Here is a 19,868-nt window from a genome sequence, read left to right as displayed (position 1 = left end):
TGCATAATTAAACCGGAAGGCTGACTCAGCCTTCCGGTTTTTCGGTTATTATACTAGGTTTTCGGTTTCAGCCTGTTTTCAGATGAGTAGCCGGAAACACCTTCAGATGATTTTCCTTTCGCATCAGCACCCAGTTTCCCCAGAATATAAACACCGTATTTCCATTTATTAGCGAGCTTTATTGTATAAATAGAGGCATAAACACTGGCAATAAACAGGGCAAAGATATAGCCTGCTCCCAGCGAGAGTCCCGTCAGTCGCACAAGTGTGTCAATCGCGTGCAGATAAAAAACATGAATAAGATAGATCCCAAACGAATACTTACTGATCGAAACAAGGAACGGAGGTACGTGTTTCATCTTTCTTCCTGCATACATAATGACCAGGATAATGGCTGTTGTATGAAGAAGAATGTCCACCCGTTTTGAACTGTGAACCAGAAGCATATTGTTGTGGTAAAAGTAGAGAAGAAGCACAGTGGAGACAACCGGTGCAATCAGAATCGGCACACGGTGCCTGGTAACCCACGCTTTAAATTCCTCATAATAGTACCCGCAGTAGTATCCGAGGGTGAAGTAGAATATCCAGCCGAAGAACGGAATCCAGTAAAAACGTTCCCACAAATAAATCATGAACGTATTTGAAAAAGGTGCCGCTGTAAGGTTAAAAAGTGCCAGATAGGCGATGTTAATGCCCAGACTGAGCAGAATCATTGTTTTAGGATCAGCCTGCCGAAGATAATTGTGCAGCAGGAGATGAAGAAGATAAAACTGAAAAATAATAAGAACAAAATAACCGTGAAAATCACCAATAACAACATTGAGGAAAAACTTGGTTCCCCAGTCAGTAAGTGATACGGCGTAGGGAATTGAATAGAAAAAAGCCATCACAATAAAAGGAATAAAAATGAATTTAAACCGTCTGCTGAGAAAGTGGTCAGGTATATCCCGGTTCCGGTAGGAATAGGCAATAATCAGCTCCGAAATAAAGATGAAAACAGGTGTGCCAAAGTAAAGGAAAACCTGGATGGAATCAAAAAGAGTGACGATAAAAGGTCCCATACCGTGAAGGTATGAGGAGCGAAGGGCTATTTCAATAGCATGCAGAAATACGATGCACAGACAGGCTATGCTTCTTAATGCAAAGATCTCATTAATCATCCTCTTCTTATCCATACAAAGCCACCCCATAAAGGTAAATGTCCTTCAGATCTTAACAAAAGGCTGTGTTCGTATAGATTGTTGTTATTGAACAGATTAATTATGGAGCGGATAGCGTCCGCCTGCAGCGAAAAAAACAACAATCTTTCCGAAAACGTCTTAATAAAAACAGTAACGGCATTATCATATGTTTTCCCTGTAAAATCAAGGAATTCACATCAATTTATATAAATTTACAAACTTCCGGGCGCAGCCCTTTCCGATTGTCAGAGGAGCTGTCTATGTGTATGATGTAAAGATGTTATTCATCCCGCATGAAGAATACGCATAGTGAAAGAGGGAACTGTCTTGTCGAGGGGAACTACATATATTACTTTATTTCTCGTTATGATTGTCTGGGGTTTTAATGTTGTAGCAGTCAAGTATCTGGTAGATCATTTCCCGCCTGTTGCAATGCAGGGAGGGAGAATTCTGATCGCTGCCGTCTCAGCTCTCATTGTTCTCTGGTTTCTGAAAGATCTCAGGAAACTCAGGCTGAGTGAATGGGGTTGGATCGCCTGTGCCGCACTTTTCGGCCAGCTTGGCCACCATTCGCTGCTTGCAATAGGACTGACCGGTACAACAGCATCGAACGCTTCCCTTATACTTGGTCTGATTCCTGTTACAACTGCCTTACTTGCAATCCTGTTTCTTAACGATCGTCTCACAAAACTGCGGGGGATCGGTATTGCCGCAGGATTTGCAGGGGTGGCGGTTGTCGTTACCCAGAACGGCGACACAGCCTATATGGCCAGAGGTGATTTCCTGGTGTTTCTTTCCATGATTTCACAGGCTGTCAGTTTTATTTTTATTAAGAAAATTTCCGGATCCGTTTCACCAAGGCAGCTGACCGGGGTTATGCTCCTTATTGGATCGCTCATGCTTCTCGGGTTGAGCTTTCTGCTGGAAAATCCGGGGTCTGAAGCAGTTACCGGTCATTCAGGCCTTGTTTGGCTGGTGTTCTTTTCTTCAGCAGTGCTGGCTACCGGTCTCGGGCATATTCTGTACAACGCAGCAATTCACCGGATTGGAGCAGGTCAGACAGCAATCTTTAATAACCTTGTTCCGTTTTTTGCACTCGTGGGAGCATTCTTTCTGCTTGGAGAAACGATCCTGTTAACCCAGATTGCAGGTTTTGTATTGATTGTTACAGGTGTAATACTGGGAACAGGCTACGCCGATATGAAAATCCGGCAGCGTAAAAAAACAGGTAAGCCCTATCAGGCATAATGTCTGACAGGGCTTTTTACTGTTCCAGTGCATGAGCATTCATATGCTGGGCTGATTTGACAGATGGAAGGCTTTGTGCGCCGGCATAGCCAGCACACGTTCTGGTTTATTTCAGCATCCCTTCATTCTGAAGATAATGCCGGATATCCTCGAAACTGCCTGCAGGAATGTAAGGGACATTCCTCTCTGAAAGGATTGTCTGAAGTACGTCTTTGGCAAATGTGATATCAGCTTCGGTGGCGGGGTGGGAATCAGGCTCACTGTCCCCTGCAAAATAAACCCTGTCATACTTCTCCTTCAGTTTTCTTACTACTTTTGATTTGTCAATCCCGTAACGTTCGTGATAATGCCAGTCGGAATCATCCGTAATCATGCGGACGTTACGTTTTTCGTAAAATCCTCTGTTCGCATATACTTCCACGTTTTTAATTCCATGTTTTTCGAGCATGTGACGAATATAGTAGTCAGAACCCGCACTTAATATGTAAAAGTCACCGCCGGAGGCCTGTACCTCCTGAATAAAGGCAGGCACGTATTTATCAATCTCCATATTATAAATATCATCTATAATTGTCTGTTCATCCTGATTAATGGAGGAAAATACGGTGGAAAGAAAATCAATATCCTTCATTCTGCCGGCTTTCCAGTCGCGATAGAGCTCTCTTCCTTCTGGATAGTACTTCTCAATTACCATCCAGTAAAAATCCTGAAGTGAAATTGTTCCGTCAAAGTCTGATACAAATGCCCAATTAGTGTTCATTTTCTTTTCCCCCTATTACCGCTGTATTACCTAATTGTAGCATGTTTGCACTTTGAGGACAGAGTTCAGGGAAAGGAGATGAAAGCCTTCTCAACAGCAGCCTGTTCCGTTATAGTAGAAAATGAAGGCAGGAGGGAACAGCGATGAATCCAGCAGTAAATACAAACGCAGAACTGAAAGCTGATGTACCGCTTACACCTGAAGAAACGAAGCGGAAACAGAAGCTTAATGAAAAGAAGAATAAAAGTATGTTTGAAGCGGCTTTCTGCGGACATTTTTCCGCAGGCAAGTCTACACTGTTAAATAGAATTACCGGTGCAGAAGTGCTTCCCACAAGTCCTATTCCGACAAGTGCCAACATTATTTCAATCCGTAATGGAGATCCAGGACTTACCGTCTACAGTGAAGACGGTGGAGAAAAAGCATGGGATGGGGAAATTCCCTGGCCAAAGGTAAGGGAATGGGGGATGGACGGTGCAGAAATAACCGGGATGACACTGACAGCACCACTCCCTTTTCTCGGTTCGCATAGTGTGATACTGGATACACCGGGTGTGGATTCCACGGACGATGATCATAAAAAAGTGACGGTCGAGCAGCTTTATACAACCGATCTGATTGTATACGTCATGGATTACAATCACGTGCAGTCTGAAACCAATCTTCAGTTTCTTAAACAGTGCTCCATTGAAAAAAAACCGATCATCCTCGTTATTAATCAGATTGACAAGCATAATGAGAATGAGCTTAAGATCGGTGAATTCAGACAGTCGCTTAATGACGTACTCACTCAATGGGATATCTCGGTCCTGGCCCTGTACTTTACATCAATGAAGGATATGGATCACCCCCTGAACGAATATGCAGCGTTTGAAAAGTCATTTAAGGCCCTTGTTTACAATTCGGAAAGTCTCCTGGACACTTCGGCACTGAGACTTGCAAAAGGATTTTACCAGTCTGTCGACCAGCGGCTGGAAGAGGAGAAACTGGAGGAAATTCAGGGTATCCGGGATGAGCTTGTGGAGAGGGGTTTTTCCTTTTCCATGCTTGAGGAAAAAGGGACCCTTGAGGCTGAGGCAGAACGCCTGAAACAGCCGGAGAAAATCATGCTGGAGGATTTTCACGATACATTCAGGAGGACGTTTGAAAATATAACTCTATTTCCCTATACAGCAACCGATCTTGCCCTTAAATACATTGAATCGGTTAAACCCGGCTTTAAAACAGGAATTCTGCCAAGCCGTCGTAAAAAGGAGGCTGAACAGCAAAAAAGGCTGACTGCTCTTGCAGATGAAGTAAGTGACAGAGGAAAAACGCTTGTTCTGTATAAAGTCAAAGACTATCTCAAACAGCTGGAACAGTCGTCACTCACCAACCGTCAGGAAGTCCAGGAAGCACTGGCTGATATTGACCTCCCTGACCTGGAAGCTCTGTTTCGTTCAAACGTAAACACCGGACATACTGATGAGCAGTATGTAAGAACGTTTACTTCACAGATGAACAAGGCAGTTATGAAGGATGTTATAACCCAGGCCGAGCATTTTATCAGGTTATATGCAAAAGGCATGGAGAAAGAAAACGATAGAAAAAAGGAAGCGGTTCAGCAGAAGCTTCAATCACTGGGGGAACTGGCTTTCTATGAGGAGAAATACCGTGCCGTGGAAGAAGACACTGCCGGGTTAAGGACATCTGTATATGAAATACTGAACAGTATGCCGGCAGATGCTGAACTTGACCGGGGATTTAATGAAGCGATGAAGAAACCATTTCCCGAAGATCAGCAGCAGAACTGGGCAGTTGAGCTTCCGGGGGCAGGAGTCATAGATACTGCCGACGACCATGAAGAAGAAGTAATGCCTGAATTTGATGAAAAGAAAGCATCGGCCCGCCTTAACGGGATCGAAAGTACCCTTCGTCAGTTTGAGAATTCTCCTGTACTTGAAAGCGAGCGTCTTCAGCTTCTGAACCGTATTGAGCGATACAGGGACCAGACGTTTATGATATCCCTTTTTGGAGCGTTCAGTGCGGGTAAATCAAGTTTTGCAAACGCACTGCTCGGGCGAAATGTTCTGCCGGTTTCACCAAACCCTACAACAGCAACGGTGAATCTTGTCAGGAAAAGCACAGCTGAAAACGCTCATGAAACAGCTCTTGTATACTTCAAAACCCGTGAAGAACTTGAAGAGGAAATTAAAGCTGTTTCTAAGGAGATTGGAGAATCTGTTAACCTTGAATCACTGTCTTCCTGGAAACGACCGGCTAAAAAAGCCGAAACGAGCCGGATTCGGACATATTCCCACTATTTACAGACAATAAAAACAAGCTTGGCTGAAGAAAAACATGAGCCGGGGAGTGTGCAAAAAGTGGCTCTGGATGATCTTCAGGTTTATGTGGCTGAGGAAAAGACCGCTTGTCTGGTTGCAAAAGCGGAAATCTTCTTTGACTGTCCACTGACCGAAAAGGGATTAATCCTGGTTGACACTCCCGGGGTAAATTCCATTCACGGCAGGCATACAAATGTGGCATTCAGACAGATGCGCGAATCAGACGCGATCTTTTATCTGACCTACTATAACCACGCTTTTTCAAGAGCTGATGAGTACTTCCTTCAGCAGATGGGGAAGGTGAACGAAAGCTTTTCACGGGACAAACTGTACTTTGTGATCAACGCTTCGGACCTTGCTTCAGGCAAAGCGGAACTTAACGGTGTAAAAAAACATGTGAGCAGCCAGCTTGAGCGGAACGGGATTCAGTCTCCGCGAATACACACCCTTTCAAGCAGAAATGGACTGAAATGGAAACAGGGAAAGCTGGAGAACGAGCACTCGTTCAGTCGTTTTGAAGATACCTTTTACTCCAGGACAGTACTTGAACTGAAAAAACTCAGCTGCAGTATTATCGAAGATGAGCTCAGGGGATATACAAACCGGGTAAGAGAAAGCATCCGCTTTATGAATGCAGAAAAAGAAGAGCAGAAAAAGGAACAGCTCAGAATACAGTCAATCACAGCACGCTGCGCCGAGCGGATTGAGCAGTCTTCCTTCACATCCCTCCGTGTGGACGTGGAAGAGCAGCTCGACCAGCTGCTCATCTACCTGAAACAGAGAATGACTTATGTATTTAACGATTACTTCTCAACTTCCTTTAATGTCACCACTATAACCGGTTCATCACGCAGGCAGCTGTTTGCGCGGTTTTCCGAGGCAGTCAGTGAATGGCTTTCCTTTGGTGAGCAGTTCCTCCGCCAGGAGCTCGAGGCCACGTCCATCCGCCTTGAACAGCGCATACAGAGAAGGGTTGAAAAATGGATGGAAGAGGAAAAAGAGAGTATAAGAAGGGAACTTCCTCATCTCTCAGCAGAAAGCAGTATTAGCGTGGGCGGTATTGATACTGCCATTCACGCAGAGCTTCAACTCTCACCTGAAGAGTATAAAGATGAGGTGAAATCCCAAAAGGATTTCTTTGAAAACGGCAGAGTGAAGAAGGTTAAGGAAACAATAACGGCAGAAGCGGCGGCAAATGCAGCACGTGTTATTGACATGAACAGTCCACGCTTCCGGAAATCACTTGCTCACGAAATATTTACCGCGGAGCAGAATGTAAAGAGCATATTCCTTGAAAGTCTTGAGCGGGAAAAAGTCAGGCTTGAGAAACTTTTTGATCCTGCTGCCAGAGAATTTCTGGAATCCGAACTTAAATCACTTGAAAAACTGTAATTGCAATGAGGCTGGAGCATAAGAAATGTGTTTAGATGAGAATCCTGACAGAGTGCGGATAAAGCGGAGTATATTTCCGCAGTGAATTACCTGCACCGCATTTTGTCTGTTCCAATTCCCGTCTGTATACAATCTCTTGTACCAGCCTCACTTTTTTTATTTTCTCTGATTTCCTGCAGTGCCCACGCGGTGCCTCCGGAATGCCATGGTAAAGGAGTGGATGGGGGAGAAGTATGGCGGCGCGGATTTTACAGATTGCACATATTTCTATTTACCGGACGCATCATTTGGCCCGGGGTCTTCCTGGAGAGGAATAGGGCATCCCGGTAACGAATTAAAGTATTGAGGACTTACATAAAAGGAGAGAAACAGATGAAAAACAAAGTTGTTATCGTAACTGGTGGAGCCAGGGGGATCGGAAAAGCAGTCTCGAAGATGCTTGCAGAGGAAGAAGGCACGAAGGTTTTAGCAGTAGCAAAACACGAAAAATCCCTGGAATCACTGAAAGAGGAAGCTTCAGGTATTTTTGGATACACATGTGACGTGACAGATAGTGAGCAGGTAAAAAACCTCATTCACCGGGTAATGGAAGATTTCGGAAGAGTGGACGTACTTGTAAACAATGCAGGTATCGGGGTCTGGGAAACAGTAGAGGAAATGAGCGAGGAAAACTGGGATCTTCAGCTAAATACCAATCTGAAAGGAGTGTTTCTTTTAAGTAAACATGTTTTTCCGGTAATGAAAGAGCAGGGAGGCGGTCATATCCTCAATGTAGCATCGGATCTGGCCTACACCAGCAGGGAAAAAACAGGAGCCTACTGTGCGAGCAAGTGGGGCCTTCTCGGTTTAAGCGGTTCGCTTCTTAAAGAAGGGGCCCCGTATAACATTAAAGTTTCAACTGTATCTCCCGGCCTGGTTCAGACAGATTTTGGCGGCGTTCCGGCTGAGCGCAAAGAAGAAAAGGGGCTTAAGCCCGAAACCGCAGCTGCGCACATTGTCCAGGCACTGAGAACAGGTGAGGAAACGGGTTCAGTTGACATTATTGTCAAGCCGGCTCAGAAATAATTACTTGCCCATGCCGCCATAGTGGCATGGGCTTTTTTCTGCCCTCATACGGTTTAGATAGAGGGGGCGTCAATCTGGTGGATAAACGTCTGATTAAACCGGTAACACAATATATCGCTTCTGTATTAAATAGTAAAAGTATGCCGCAGACAGGGGCAATGACCGACTCGACTGCATCCGGGGAGGTCTCTATCAGGAGTCTGGAAGAAAGACTTCGGAATAAGACGGAATGGCAGCCTGCTGCAGTATATGGAGACAGTCTTACGTTAGTGAAACGGATCCGCAGGGAAACAAAAGAATTCAACCGGAACAATGTAACAAGGACGAGAGCCTACCTTGACTTTTACAGTAGAAATCCGGATCTTCACTGGGCTTTTCTGGCACATATGGTTTCCCGGAACGGTGGCTGGAATATGACCGATTTAAAAGGGTCCCTTCTCAAAGGTGTCATCGGAGAAAAAACCAGGGAGAGTTACTTTTCATTTCTTGAGGCTGCAAATTATCTTATTTTTAATGATGCATATCCTCAGCTAAGGCTGTATGAAGAAAGCAGGAAATCAGGTAACTCCTTTTCTGAACTTCTGCAGGTATTTTCGGTCTCATCGTTTATGAAGCCGGTATGGGACATTTTTTCCGAGACGGGTGACCGGGCATTTTTGACCGCTGGACTCATCATTAACGAACAGCATTATATACAGAAACGGATCGTTGAAAACCCGGGTTTTATCCAGAGTGTTTTTTCCGGCTGGCAGTTTCAGGTTCAGGAGATGTTCCAGCTTACATCCGTTATATTTCCCCGCAGGAAAAGAAAGCGTGTGCCGTTGTCCGGAATAAAAGTGTCTTCCTTCACAGAGCCGGGAAGCCGGATTAAAACCGGTCTTTCTCTTTACAGTCTGCTTTTTGGTAATCGTAAACGGCGTCTGGAAACGGAGATATTCGCCAAAGGTACACCCCATACGGGATCCCGTGAGGATTACTGGCCCCATATGTTTTCCGGCAGCAGTAAGGCAGCTGCCGGCCGGGGGTGGCACAGCTGTACACGAGTGGAAAAGCCGCCATTTTTATACAGCCCTTCATTGGAACAGGCATGGGCGGACAGCATTCACGGCACGCCTTCAAGAGATGACTGGTATGCCGGACAGGAAATTATTGAGTTTTTCAGATATCCAGTCAAGACTGAAACCCCTGAGTTATCAAAGGAATACTGTCTTGATCTTCATACAATGTGGCTTTTTCAGAAAGCAAAAAACCATCTTCAGTAGGAACGCTGGCGGAGAATAGGCATTGAACAGCATCTGAAGGAACCGCCTGACTTAATTATTTCCGAAATATCTACTTCAATTACCTGATAACCTTTATCCCTCATCTTCCTGTTTACATCTTTGTTAACAGGAAGACTGATGACGGTGCCGTTTCCGAGGGAGAGTACGTTTGTCCCGAGGGTGAACTGTTCTTCCTCCGAAACCTCTATACAGTCATAACGGGAGGTTAGAAGCTCCTCATCAAACTCATCCATTACCCCTTTAAACAGGATGGCGTGCTCCGGACTGAGAATATTAAAAATGCAGTCCAGGTGCAGATACTTGTGCGGGAAGGCAATTGGAACGACGGAATGGGAGGGAAGCAGGCTTTCCAGATGTTCCACTGAAGCCCTGTTTGTCCTGTCACTGATCCCCGCATAAATGTTTGAGCCGTCAACGATAATATCTCCGCCCTCTATTGTATCGCCAAGAATATTGTAGTAACTGATTTTCTCCTTTTTCAGCCAGTCCTTTAAGTGATCTTCCTCACCGATCCTTACCTGTGCGGCCATCTCGGCAACAAAAATGGTTTTCCCCAGTGTAAATGCTATATCCCGGGTAAAAACCTGCTCCGGATGTTCCTGAAGCGGGGAAAGGCGAATCACTTCGACACCATTATCCTCCATTACCCTGCAGAACTCACCATGCTGATACATTGCCTTCTCTGTATCGATTCCTTCTTTTGTATATTGTTTCTGGGTCTCGTTAATGGGATCACGGATTTCTATATGCTCGGGTTCACAGACGGCCACCCGGATCAGCTTTCCAAATTCCGAATCACAGAACGACTGCATGATCTGATCTGTCTTATTCAACGTAATCACCCTTCTTCTGTTTTTATTACTTTTTCCAATCCCCGTCGCTTTACCCAATTGATATGAGGGTAATGTTCAGGTAAATTATTCAGTAAATGTGGGGGAGAGTTGATAATGGATCAGGAAAAGCACACAATCACAGCGATCGGATGGGATGTCGGCGGATGGATGGGCTCCAGCCATGGTATTGCTGTAATGAAAATTAATAAAGGAAAACTCACCTGGGCTATGGAGCCGGCGGAGTACACTTTACCGGCCGGAGAGCTCTGGACACCGCTCGACATGGCTCGTGGAGCCCTTGCTGAAGAGGATCTGGCTGCCACGAGGATTGTAATCGGCATCGATGCACCTCTGTCGTTTCCTGCAGCTCTGACGCGATTTTTAAATGGGAATTTCACTTTACCAGGCAAGCCTGCAAAGGAAATTGAGAATCCGCTTGCATACAGGGATGCAGAGCGTTATATTCAAAGACAGTTCCGGAAAAAGCCTCTCTCCGCAGCCTTCGACCGAATTGGCAATAATGCAACAGTTGCCATGAGTCATGTAAGGACATGGGAAAGAGAGTGGGGATTTACTGCGAGACCCTTTGAATCAAAGAAATCCTTTAAGGAAATTATCGAGGTTTATCCTGCACTTGTAAAAAAGACGAGCAGTGCTTCTGCTATCCCGTTTATCCACAGTATTATTCCGGAGACGGCAGCACCGGGGACCGATGCTTATGATGCCTGTATCTGTGCTCTTCATGCAGCCGCGTTTGCATTGGACGGTGAACACTTCCCCCGGCTTGTCCACCCGCCCGAGGGTGGAATCTGGCAGCAGGAAGGATGGATTTATCATTTCCCGCCTGAGGAAGTAATCTTTCAGTCGTGATAAACTGGGGGGAGTGTCACGTACTGCACTATAAACGACCGCGCTGCACTTGATACGACCGAACTATACTATTAACGAAAGAAGGCGTAATAAATGGATACATTCCAGCCAGGTACAATTGAAACATTAACAGTCAGTCAGGAGATCGGCGGGGACTGCATACTGAGCGACGGAGAACGGATTGTCGTTCTTCCAAAGCAGGAAACCTCCAGCGTCCCGTCACCCGGGGACGAAGTAAGAGTGTTTATCTATAAAAATAAAAAGGGAGAAACCGTAGCTACTACAGTCATTCCAAGCATTACAACGGATACATATAACTGGGCAGCCGTTGTTGATACAGTGAAAGGACTGGGGGTATTTATCGATGCTGGATTAAAGGAAGACATACTTGTTTCCTCAGACGATCTTCCGCTCCTTGAAAAAGTCTGGCCCCGTAAAGGTGATGAACTGTTTGTAACCCTCAGTACTGATAAAAAGGGACGCCTGCTTGCAAAACCCGCAACAGAAACAGCTGTGGAGTCATCCTTCAGTACGGCTCCTGCCGGCATGAAACATCAGACTGTTGAAGGAAGAGTTTACAGATCCACAAAAGTAGGGTCGTTCGTCATTACCACGGAAGGTTACAGAGGGTTTATCCATTACAGTGAACGAAAAGAGGAACCCAGGCTTGGAGAATGGCTGGACGGACGTGTGATTGGAGTAAAAGAGGACGGGTCACTCAATATCACCCTGCGTCCCCTGAAACAGGATGCTCTGGACGAAGATACAGAGGCTGTTTTTGCGTACCTCATGCGTATGGGAGGAGAAATACCGCTTACCGATAAAAGCGACCCGGAGGAAATCCGCCAGATATTCGGGATAAGCAAAGCTTCTTTTAAACGGGCGCTCGGCAGACTGATGAAGGAAGGAAAAATCAGACAGGAAGCCGGCAGAACGATTGCTGTGACGGAAAGTGGTGACGAATAGTCAGTGGGAGGGTCTGCAGTGTTTAATGAATACGCCATTGTGTTTACACTGGTCCTCGTCCTGTCTTTTATTCCGGTCATCGGTCCGTATTTCAAACTGTTCAATACACTCGTACACGAAGTAATCGGCCACGCGTTTACCGCCCGCCTCACAGGAGGACGGGTAGAATCGGTCCACCTGTTTCATGATACAGGTGGGCTGGCCCGCTTTCATCACCATAAAGCAGGCAGGATCCTCACTATTCTTGCAGGTTATCCTGCAGCCTCATTAATAAGTGTACTTTATATTTACTTTCTTAAAAGCGGTTTTGTAATGGAACTGGCGGCTGCAGTGGCCGTTTTTTTATTGATCAGTGCGCTTTTTTATATACGGAACCTGATCGGTATGCTCTGGGTAATGTCCGTGCTTGGGTTCTCCGGTGCTCTATTTTATTATACTGGTACTGATTATCTAACTTCTGTCGTAATCATCATTGGAATGATGCTCCTCATTCAGGCACCTGCAAGTGCTCTGACGGTCTGTATTTTAAGTTTCTCCCGGTCCCATCATGCAGGGGATGCGGACTTTCTTGCTGCGGAAACAAAAATTCCCGCCCCATTATGGGGCATCGTTTTTGCAGGTCAGGCTCTTGTCTGTTTCGCTGCAGGGATGATCATCTGGTTTTCCGATGATCCTGCCGGATTGATTTCCACCATAATCTCCGGCACAGCACATTCCTTTCATACAATCCTCATACTATAAAAAACAGTTCTGTGGTACGTACGGAGCTTAATGCCGGCAATGAGACTCCTGCGGCAGAAGGGGCCAGGGTGAGCCCCGCAGAGCGCCAGCCCAGTGAGGCTCACCGCACTGCCGCGGAAAGCTAACAGACGGAGTGAAGCGGAGCGCCTATTCCACAATTTGAAGGGGAAGTGCAGTAAATTAAGCTGAAACAGTAACCAGAGGAGCTGCACGAAAAAGCCTCCCAGCCCTTAAGTTACAGGGGCTGAGAGGCTTTTTCATTGCTATGAAGCCTGTCCGGCAGGTTCAGTTTCAGCAGCAGGTGTATCTGCATTGTTCCTTGCGATCCGATTTTTCAGTAGGCTGATTATAAACGAAATAACGAGAACAGAAAGGATCGAATAGAGTCCCCGGACCAGTCCTACACTAATCAGGCCTGTCAGAATAACAAGCGTATCAAAAGCAAACAGTGTTTTACCCGGATCGATGCCAAATCGTTTCTGAAGGACGAGAGACAGTATGTTAGCACCGCCCAGAGAGGATTTATTCAGAAAAAGAATACATAGACCCGCCCCAATGACAGCGCCGCCAACGAGAGCCCCGGTGAGAGGGGACAGGCTGAATGATGGAAGATACTGCATCACTTCTGTCATGAGTGACAGGGTGGTCACTGCAAATAGAGTAGAAAGCGTGAAATTCCATCCCATTCTTATCGCAGACAAAACATAAAACGGCAGATTGATAAGGAAAAACGTTACCGCAAACGACCACGGTGTCAGGTATGACATACTGAGGGCAAGCCCGGCAGTACCCCCGGTTATAATTTCAGAACTCTGCAGGATAAGTACCCCAAAACTGACGATGGCACATCCAGTCATCATATAAAGTATTCTGAGCACACAATTCACACTCCCAAGTATGGAACTCATGATGTATTTGTGCAAAAACACACAAAAAAGATTATACCGCGCTTCGGTAAAGCGCACAAACACCCACATAAACGCGTTTACGCTTTTAAGCGATGAAGTGAAGCTGCTGAATAATGAGAATTCCGGACTGACTGTGATAGAATTGTGACAGGCGAAAGAAGAGCTGTGCAGAAAAAAATCCGCCGGAACCGGCGGATCTATCATTCCCGTGAAAACTCCAGGTTTCTTCTGAAGTACCATTTTAAAAACGGGGGTACAAGAATAATAATGACCATAAGTCTTGTAAGCTGAAGGGCACTGACGACAGCAGGATCACCGCCTACAGCGGAGGCAGTGAGTACCATCTCAATAAGACCCCCGGGGGCAACACTGAGAAGTGCAGTAGCAAGGTTTAGCGTGGTGATCCATGCAAGGCCTGCCCCAAGAACAAACGAAACGGCAATCAGTGCAATGGCAATACCAAAATAAACGAAGCAGTATTTACCGCCGAGCTTCAGGTCTTCAAATGATATTCTTTTACCCAGACCTGTTCCGACTGCAATCTGTGCAGCAATAATTAATAGAACTGGCAGTGATGGCAATGGTGTTACAGCAATATTAAGAGCGGCAGTCATAACCAGTGGAATAATAACAATTCCGGCTGGAATGCGGTCCTTCAGAAGAAGGCCTCCAATGACAGGGAGGACCAGCCACAGTGCTTCAGCTCCCCACGGGACAGCTCCTTCATGAACAGGCATACCCGTACCCTGTCTGCCCATACCATCGGAAAAAGTATAAATAATTACAAAAGGAACTGTGAAAAGAACCGCAATCAGCCGTACTGTCTGAAAGATGACAACAAGTGATGTGTTGGCTTTTAAAGCTTCACTGGCAATGGCCATTTCAGAGAGCCCACCGGGAATTGAGCCGAAAACACTTGTAATTCTGTCCACGGCTATAAACCTGGAAGCAGCTGATGCGAGAATGATACTGGAAATGATAAGAAGCAGTGTTGATACCACGTAGGGTAAAAGGTACGGGACAACAACAGCCATGGTCGCAGCTGTAAAATACATACCGAAATAGAGACCGAGGGTCAGAAATCCCGCTTCTTTTAAAGGGTCAGGCCAGAGTATCTTTCTTTTTGTGATTCCCTGCCATAACATAACAAAAGCAAGGGGACCGAGTACCCACGGAAGGGGAAAATCAAGGAGGACAAATAATGTACCACCGGCAAGACCAATCAGGATGGTTTCGAGAAACCTGACTGTACGTGTATTCATGACAGGACTCCAATCTATTTAGTGAAACGAATTGTCTGATAGAAGCATTGTATCATATTTAACATGAGACGCAGGAATATTCAGTTAAAGCACAGGGAAATGAGGCATGTTCATAATGGATGGGAAAATAAAAAAGACACTCAGGAGGCTTTACAGCAGAGAGGATATAAAGAAAACACTGGAGCTGATCGAAAAAACAGCAGGATATACACTTGATGAGCAGATTGAACTTACCAGTATACCTGCCCCGACTTTCAGTGAAAGTGAGAGAGGCACCGTCTTCGCGTCAAAACTGGAAAAGTACGGGGTTGAGGAAGTGACGACAGATAATGCCGGAAATGTGTTTGGTATACGCAGGGGCAGTGATCCTGATGCACCGAAGCTCGTCATAAGTGCTCATCTGGATACTGTTTTCCCCGAAGGTACTGCTATTGATCCTGAATGGAAGGATGGTAAAGTGTACGCTCCGGGAATAGCAGACGATGGAAGAGGTCTTGCCTGTGTACTGACGTTTGCACGTGCTGTAAACAGCACAGGGCTGACTTTCAGAGGTGACTTAATAATAGGAGCGACAGTGGGTGAAGAGGGACTCGGGGATCTTTACGGTGTTAAAAATCTCTTTAATACGAGAAGTGATATAGACGCCTTCATTTCCGTGGAGCCGGGCTCTCCCGAGCGGATTATTTTTCAGGGAACCGGCAGCAGAAGGTACAGGATTTCCTTTCATTCCCCGGGGGGGCACAGTTTTGGTGATTTCGGTGTGCCAAGCGCCAATCACGCACTGGGGAGAGCCGTTGCGAAGATTGCCGATCTGAATGTACCGGGTGAGCCGAAAACGACCTTTACAGTAGGAGAGGTTTCCGGGGGTACATCCGTAAATACAATTTCAGCCGAAGCGGTCATGGTTATTGACCTTCGCTCAACAGACCAGATGGAGCTCGTAAAACTTGAAAATAAAGTGCTGAAACTGGTAGATGATGCTGCAGCAGAAGAAAATGACAGGTGGAACAGAAAAGATATAACTGTTAAAAAAGAAAAAGTCGGGGACAGACCAGCCGGCAGTCAGTCGCAGGACAGCCCGATCGTGCAGGCTGCAGCCGCGGCAGTCAGTACTCTTGGTTTGACACCGGCTTTAAGCGGACCAATCAGTACCGACTCAAATGTTCCGATCAGCCTCGGTGTCCCCGCCCTTACTCTGGGAGGCGGCGGAGATTTTGGCGGAGCCCACACTCTGCAGGAGTATTTTGATCCCACAGACGCCCATTTGGGCCCACAGCATCTTCTCCTCACTGCCGCGGCACTGGCTGGTGTTTCAGAAGGTGAAGAGACAGTCCTTAATAAAACAGCCTCGAATTAAGACCGTGGTCTTAGAGGGTTTACTGTTTTTGTCCGATGCCTGAGACTTCATGGAGTTGTAAGATAAATCTGACTATAATAAAAAGCTGGTTTCGGATAGATTGTTCCTTTTGAGCGGAAGGCGGCGTCTCCTGCGGGAAAAGCACCTGAGGAAGACCCTTCAGGGCGTTTTTCCCGGGGAGGCTGGAGCGATGCCCGGGGAAAGCGTCCGCCTGCATTGCAATAAAACATCAATCTTTCCGAAAAGAGCCTAAAAAAAAGGAGCGGGTCAGATGAATGAAGTATATGCCGGAACGCTGGAAGAACTGAAAGAAAAGCATACGAAGGTCGTAAAGGGGGGCAGGCATGGTATTGCCGTCATCTTTCATGAAGATGAGGTTTATGCAGTTGACAACCGCTGCCCCCATCTCGGGTTTCCTCTTCACATGGGAAGCGTATGTGACGGTCTTCTTACCTGTCACTGGCACCATGCAAGGTTTGATCTGAATAGTGGAGGTACACTGGATCCCTGGGCCGATGACGTTCCCGTTTATCCGGTAAAAATAAATGACGGGGAGATCCGGATTATTCTGTCCCCGAAAACACCACCGTCCGTTGAAAAGCACAAAAACAGGCTGAAAGAGGGGCTTGAACAGAACCTGAGCCTGGTAATTGCGAAGTCCGTTACAGGACTCGTTCAGGCAGGTGTTCCTCTTGCAGATATTGCAGGAATCGGTGTTAATTTTGGTGTCAGACACAGGTGGAACGGCTGGCGGTCAGGGCTGACTATACTAACCGCCATGACAAACATGCTTCCCTTTCTGGACCGCAACGGACAAATACTGGCATTGTATCAGGGACTCGTTCATGTCGCCCGTGAAAGTGAAGGAATGGGAACACGTTTCCTGGCAGGACCGCTTCCGCTCTCAGATCAGGATGAAGCTCCCTCGTTTGAACGAATGGCCGGCTGGTACCGTCACAGCGTGGAAGTACGCGATGTTCAGGGAGCCGAAAGGATTCTGCTGACCGCTGCCCAATCGGACGCTGAAAACAGTCAGCTTGCCGGAATGATGATGTCAGCTATAACTGATCATTATTATATGAACACTGGTCATACACTGGATTTTCATAACAAGGCGTTTGAAATTCTGGAGAAGATAGGCAGTGAAAACCGGGGCCTTATCCTGACCTCCCTGCTTCCTGAACTGTCAGGTGCCCAACGAAGCGAGGAACTCCACAGCTGGCAGGCACCTGTTAACCTTACTGAACTTCTCGAAAGCGCTTTTACTGATCTCGAAACTATTGAGTTTGGCACCCGTGAAGCAGAGGATCCGGATCACATACTGGAAACGATTTTAAAAGATGATCCTGCACAGACAGTTAATATACTGACGGAAAAGCTCAGGGGAGGCACCTCTCCAGTCTCACTTGCCCGAGTTGTGACTGCTGCAGCAGGAGAAAGAATTGCACGCTTTCATGTTCAGAATGAGTTCAGGGACTGGATTACCGTACTTCATACCTTTTCCCACTCCCACGCGGTTCACATGTCCCTGAAACGGTCCTTGTCCCGGCCTCTTGTAAGAGGGATTTTCCACAGTGCCATGAGTATTTATCTTGACCGTTTTCTGAACACACCAGCCGCCAGGATTCCGGAGGCAGGACTGGAAAACGCAAGCAATCCTGACGACCTGCTCGATCTTCTCGACCGGCAGCAGCAGACCGGCGAGGCTGCACGCTGGCTTGCTGCATATCTTAAACAGGGGGGAGACCGCCGGGCCCTGTTTAATACGCTCGGTCATGCTGTTCTCAGGGAGGATGCAGAGTTTCATACTTTTCAGGTTCTGGAAGCCGCAGTTGCTGAACACGAGGAGTGGAATGGATTTTCAGGTGATTTTTCAGAACGGGCAAAAGATACAATGCTGTTTGCGGCAGTGAGATACATTGCCGCACATGCTCCAACATCACGGGAAATTCCGCATACAGCTAAAATTGCCATGCGTCTTTCAAAAGGTGAAAACCTTTTTGAAGAAGAATAAAACTGAACAGATAAGAAAGAACTGTCGGCTGCTTTATATGCCGACAGTTCTTTTTTAGTTTTGCCTCTTCTGGTGGAACAAAGTTCCGTTCAATTTTTCTTCTGCATTTCAATTTGTCTCGTTACTTCAAATGCGAGATCGTCATTACCGAACATGGACAGGACGCCAATAACGGTTTCATTTCCAATCTCACCGGCCTCCTCCTTGGGAACCGTCAGCTCCAGAGCATTCCCAAGGGCAGGATTTTTCACCTGATCAGGGTAGGCATTCCGGTAAATTTGTACAGGATCAAGGTCATGATTGACGCACCACTGTGCAAATACGAGGATCATCATATTTTCATCTTTCCGGTAGTTTTCAACGATCCGGTCTTCCATTTCTTTTCTGTTCAACGCTGTTCTCCCCTGACTTCGGATTTTACGCCCATTATAGCGTAAACAGGAATTACATCCAACTGTGTTTTGATAAAACCAACAATGCTATAATTCTCTGTGGAAACAAGACGATAAAAAAGGGTGAGGCATAGTGGACTTTACAATTGATTACGCGTCATTTTTTCTTGTACAGGTGACCGGAAGCGGGGAGCAGGCGGACAAAACATACCGTCATTTTCAGACGATGGACAGCGAGCAGTACTTTACAAGTCCGCTGAAGGAGTTCCTTGACGGGGAACTGATGAAAATCGCAAAAAGAAAAGTGGAGCGGAATCCTAAGTCCGATCAGGTGCCTACCAAGATTGGACACTTTGTGGTGGAACCGGGTCACGAACTGGACACCAACCCGAATTACAATCTTTTTAACCGCATACGCACTGCAGAAACGGCCGAGGACTTCCGGAAAAACAGTGAACAGCTTGTCACAGCTTATACGAATACGAGTGCGGTCCGGGGTGGAGCACTTCTCGTGATCCGTGCAAAGCTGACAAAATATATGGATGATAAATTCGTATTTGTACTAAAGTGTGATTTTGAGCCGAAAGTCGCTTCGATCACAGATGAGACAACGCTGATTCGTCATGTTGAAATGGCGATTACGACGCGAAACATGAAATCGATCCAATATCCCTTCATGCCTGAGGAAGGAATGACCGAGGAATGGGAACTGAAAATCCATCAGTCTTCACATGCCCGCTACTTTGAAGACTTTCTGAAGTACGTGGAATACAGCCAGTCCATGCCCGAACTGGTAAAAGAACAGATGATCGAAACAGCACAGCAGCACATAGCCGAAACATACGAACCGGAAAGTGAGGAGTGGATTGCTGAGGAAGAAAGTATTGAAGCCTGGGCGAACACGGAGAGCCGGCAGCTGCAGGAAAAGTGGACAGAGGAGCAGGTAATGGAAGCATCGGCCCCTATCATTGAGCATCAGCCGGAAATGGAAATGAAGCTGAAGCTTGATCACATTGATGTTAAGGGGCTTCTTTCGGATTTTGGCGAACACCTTCATATAGCGAAAGTCAACGGAAAATATGTCATTCTGATTGAAGGGGAATCATTCTCATTTGAGAAAGGCGCTTCCCCTGTGGAGTTTCTTCAGCCGGATTCCCTTGAAAACGTGCTGAAAAAGATTGGGAGATAACTGCACATACCACTTTTAGCCCGGGAAGAAAAATACTTCCCGGATTTTTTGTGCCTGCTATATCTGAACAAAAAAGAACATAT

General features: G+C 46.4%; 16 protein-coding genes. 10 read left to right on the top strand and 6 right to left on the bottom strand.

Annotation, left to right across the window (positions count from 1 at the left end):
* Positions 1 to 53 precede the first annotated feature (53 nt).
* The gene (locus FGB90_RS03790; RefSeq protein ID WP_171051686.1) at positions 54 to 1,175 is read right to left on the bottom strand and encodes an acyltransferase family protein; all 1,122 of its coding nucleotides are present in this window, start codon (positions 1,173 to 1,175) and stop codon (positions 54 to 56) included.
* Positions 1,176 to 1,508: 333 nt separating this feature from the next.
* Here FGB90_RS03790 and FGB90_RS03785 point away from each other — a divergent pair, with 333 nt between their 5' ends.
* Complete coding sequence (locus tag FGB90_RS03785; protein ID WP_138809221.1) at positions 1,509 to 2,429, top strand: DMT family transporter; 921 nt, start codon at positions 1,509 to 1,511, stop codon at positions 2,427 to 2,429.
* A 106-nt stretch (positions 2,430 to 2,535) separates the two neighbouring features.
* Here the strand turns inward: FGB90_RS03785 and FGB90_RS03780 are convergent, their stop codons facing one another.
* Positions 2,536 to 3,189, bottom strand: a complete 654-nt coding sequence (locus tag FGB90_RS03780) for an MtnX-like HAD-IB family phosphatase (protein WP_138809220.1) — start codon at positions 3,187 to 3,189, stop codon at positions 2,536 to 2,538.
* Between the two features lie 143 nt (positions 3,190 to 3,332).
* On the opposite strand from FGB90_RS03780, the gene FGB90_RS03775 reads away from it, so the two are divergent.
* From FGB90_RS03775 to FGB90_RS03765, 3 genes are all read left to right on the top strand, one after another.
* A complete protein-coding gene (locus FGB90_RS03775; protein WP_138809219.1) occupies positions 3,333 to 6,905 on the top strand; it encodes a dynamin family protein in 3,573 nt (1,190 codons plus the stop codon).
* A gap of 372 nt (positions 6,906 to 7,277) precedes the next feature.
* Positions 7,278 to 7,970: an SDR family oxidoreductase gene (locus FGB90_RS03770; RefSeq protein ID WP_138809218.1), complete on the top strand. Its 693-nt coding sequence runs from the start codon at positions 7,278 to 7,280 to the stop codon at positions 7,968 to 7,970.
* A gap of 77 nt (positions 7,971 to 8,047) precedes the next feature.
* On the top strand, positions 8,048 to 9,232 hold the full coding sequence (locus tag FGB90_RS03765; RefSeq protein WP_171051685.1) for a DUF2515 family protein: 1,185 nt from the start codon (positions 8,048 to 8,050) through the stop codon (positions 9,230 to 9,232).
* Here FGB90_RS03765 and FGB90_RS03760 read toward each other — a convergent pair.
* Positions 9,226 to 10,086 carry a dimethylarginine dimethylaminohydrolase family protein gene (locus FGB90_RS03760; protein ID WP_438502671.1) on the bottom strand — a complete coding sequence of 287 codons (861 nt, stop codon included), beginning with the start codon at positions 10,084 to 10,086 and terminating at the stop codon, positions 9,226 to 9,228. The genes FGB90_RS03765 and FGB90_RS03760 overlap by 7 nt on opposite strands.
* Positions 10,087 to 10,200: 114 nt before the next feature.
* On the opposite strand from FGB90_RS03760, the gene FGB90_RS03755 reads away from it, so the two are divergent.
* The 3 genes from FGB90_RS03755 to FGB90_RS03745 all read left to right on the top strand — a co-directional run bounded on the left by FGB90_RS03755 (position 10,201) and on the right by FGB90_RS03745 (position 12,663).
* Positions 10,201 to 10,956, top strand: coding sequence for a DUF429 domain-containing protein (locus FGB90_RS03755; RefSeq protein ID WP_138809216.1), 756 nt, complete (start codon positions 10,201 to 10,203; stop codon positions 10,954 to 10,956).
* Positions 10,957 to 11,049: 93 nt separating this feature from the next.
* On the top strand, positions 11,050 to 11,922 hold the full coding sequence (locus FGB90_RS03750; protein WP_138809215.1) for a CvfB family protein: 873 nt from the start codon (positions 11,050 to 11,052) through the stop codon (positions 11,920 to 11,922).
* 18 nt (positions 11,923 to 11,940) lie between these two features.
* The gene (locus tag FGB90_RS03745) at positions 11,941 to 12,663 is read left to right on the top strand and encodes a M50 family metallopeptidase (protein WP_171051684.1); all 723 of its coding nucleotides are present in this window, start codon (positions 11,941 to 11,943) and stop codon (positions 12,661 to 12,663) included.
* A 263-nt stretch (positions 12,664 to 12,926) separates the two neighbouring features.
* Here FGB90_RS03745 and FGB90_RS03740 read toward each other — a convergent pair whose 3' ends face one another.
* Together FGB90_RS03740 and FGB90_RS03735 are read right to left on the bottom strand one after the other, a co-directional pair.
* Entirely contained in the window at positions 12,927 to 13,541 is a 615-nt protein-coding gene (locus tag FGB90_RS03740; RefSeq protein ID WP_138809213.1) for a YitT family protein, read from the bottom strand.
* A 230-nt stretch (positions 13,542 to 13,771) separates the two neighbouring features.
* The gene (locus FGB90_RS03735; RefSeq protein WP_138809212.1) at positions 13,772 to 14,833 is read right to left on the bottom strand and encodes an AbrB family transcriptional regulator; all 1,062 of its coding nucleotides are present in this window, start codon (positions 14,831 to 14,833) and stop codon (positions 13,772 to 13,774) included.
* A 115-nt stretch (positions 14,834 to 14,948) separates the two neighbouring features.
* On the opposite strand from FGB90_RS03735, the gene FGB90_RS03730 reads away from it, so the two are divergent.
* Together FGB90_RS03730 and FGB90_RS03725 are read left to right on the top strand one after the other, a co-directional pair.
* Positions 14,949 to 16,190, top strand: a complete 1,242-nt coding sequence (locus FGB90_RS03730; RefSeq protein ID WP_246056042.1) for a M20/M25/M40 family metallo-hydrolase — start codon at positions 14,949 to 14,951, stop codon at positions 16,188 to 16,190.
* 271 nt (positions 16,191 to 16,461) lie between these two features.
* The gene (locus tag FGB90_RS03725; protein WP_138809210.1) at positions 16,462 to 18,204 is read left to right on the top strand and encodes a Rieske (2Fe-2S) protein; all 1,743 of its coding nucleotides are present in this window, start codon (positions 16,462 to 16,464) and stop codon (positions 18,202 to 18,204) included.
* Positions 18,205 to 18,293: 89 nt separating this feature from the next.
* Here the strand turns inward: FGB90_RS03725 and yxiS are convergent, their stop codons facing one another.
* Entirely contained in the window at positions 18,294 to 18,596 is a 303-nt protein-coding gene (gene yxiS, locus FGB90_RS03720) for a protein YxiS (RefSeq protein WP_138809209.1), read from the bottom strand.
* Positions 18,597 to 18,729: 133 nt separating this feature from the next.
* Between yxiS and FGB90_RS03715 the strand changes: the two genes are divergently transcribed.
* Positions 18,730 to 19,785: a DUF3900 domain-containing protein gene (locus FGB90_RS03715; protein ID WP_138809208.1), complete on the top strand. Its 1,056-nt coding sequence runs from the start codon at positions 18,730 to 18,732 to the stop codon at positions 19,783 to 19,785.
* The last annotated feature ends 83 nt before the right edge of the window (positions 19,786 to 19,868 follow it).

This window comes from Alteribacter natronophilus (assembly GCF_006007885.1).
Lineage (GTDB): Bacteria > Bacillota > Bacilli > Bacillales > Salisediminibacteriaceae > Alteribacter > Alteribacter natronophilus.
This window is presented reverse-complemented; position numbering and strand designations above follow the sequence as displayed.

Bases quoted from the DNA above. Each gene is read 5' to 3' on its own strand.
- FGB90_RS03790 (WP_171051686.1), bottom strand. From the start codon at position 1,175: ATGGATAAGAAGAGGATGATTAATGAGATCTTTGCATTAAGAAGCATA.
- FGB90_RS03780 (WP_138809220.1), bottom strand. From the start codon at position 3,189: ATGAACACTAATTGGGCATTTGTATCAGACTTTGACGGAACAATTTCA.
- FGB90_RS03775 (WP_138809219.1), top strand. From the start codon at position 3,333: ATGAATCCAGCAGTAAATACAAACGCAGAACTGAAAGCTGATGTACCG.
- FGB90_RS03770 (WP_138809218.1), top strand. From the start codon at position 7,278: ATGAAAAACAAAGTTGTTATCGTAACTGGTGGAGCCAGGGGGATCGGA.
- FGB90_RS03755 (WP_138809216.1), top strand. From the start codon at position 10,201: ATGGATCAGGAAAAGCACACAATCACAGCGATCGGATGGGATGTCGGC.
- FGB90_RS03750 (WP_138809215.1), top strand. From the start codon at position 11,050: ATGGATACATTCCAGCCAGGTACAATTGAAACATTAACAGTCAGTCAG.
- FGB90_RS03735 (WP_138809212.1), bottom strand. From the start codon at position 14,833: ATGAATACACGTACAGTCAGGTTTCTCGAAACCATCCTGATTGGTCTT.
- FGB90_RS03730 (WP_246056042.1), top strand. From the start codon at position 14,949: ATGGATGGGAAAATAAAAAAGACACTCAGGAGGCTTTACAGCAGAGAG.
- FGB90_RS03725 (WP_138809210.1), top strand. From the start codon at position 16,462: ATGAATGAAGTATATGCCGGAACGCTGGAAGAACTGAAAGAAAAGCAT.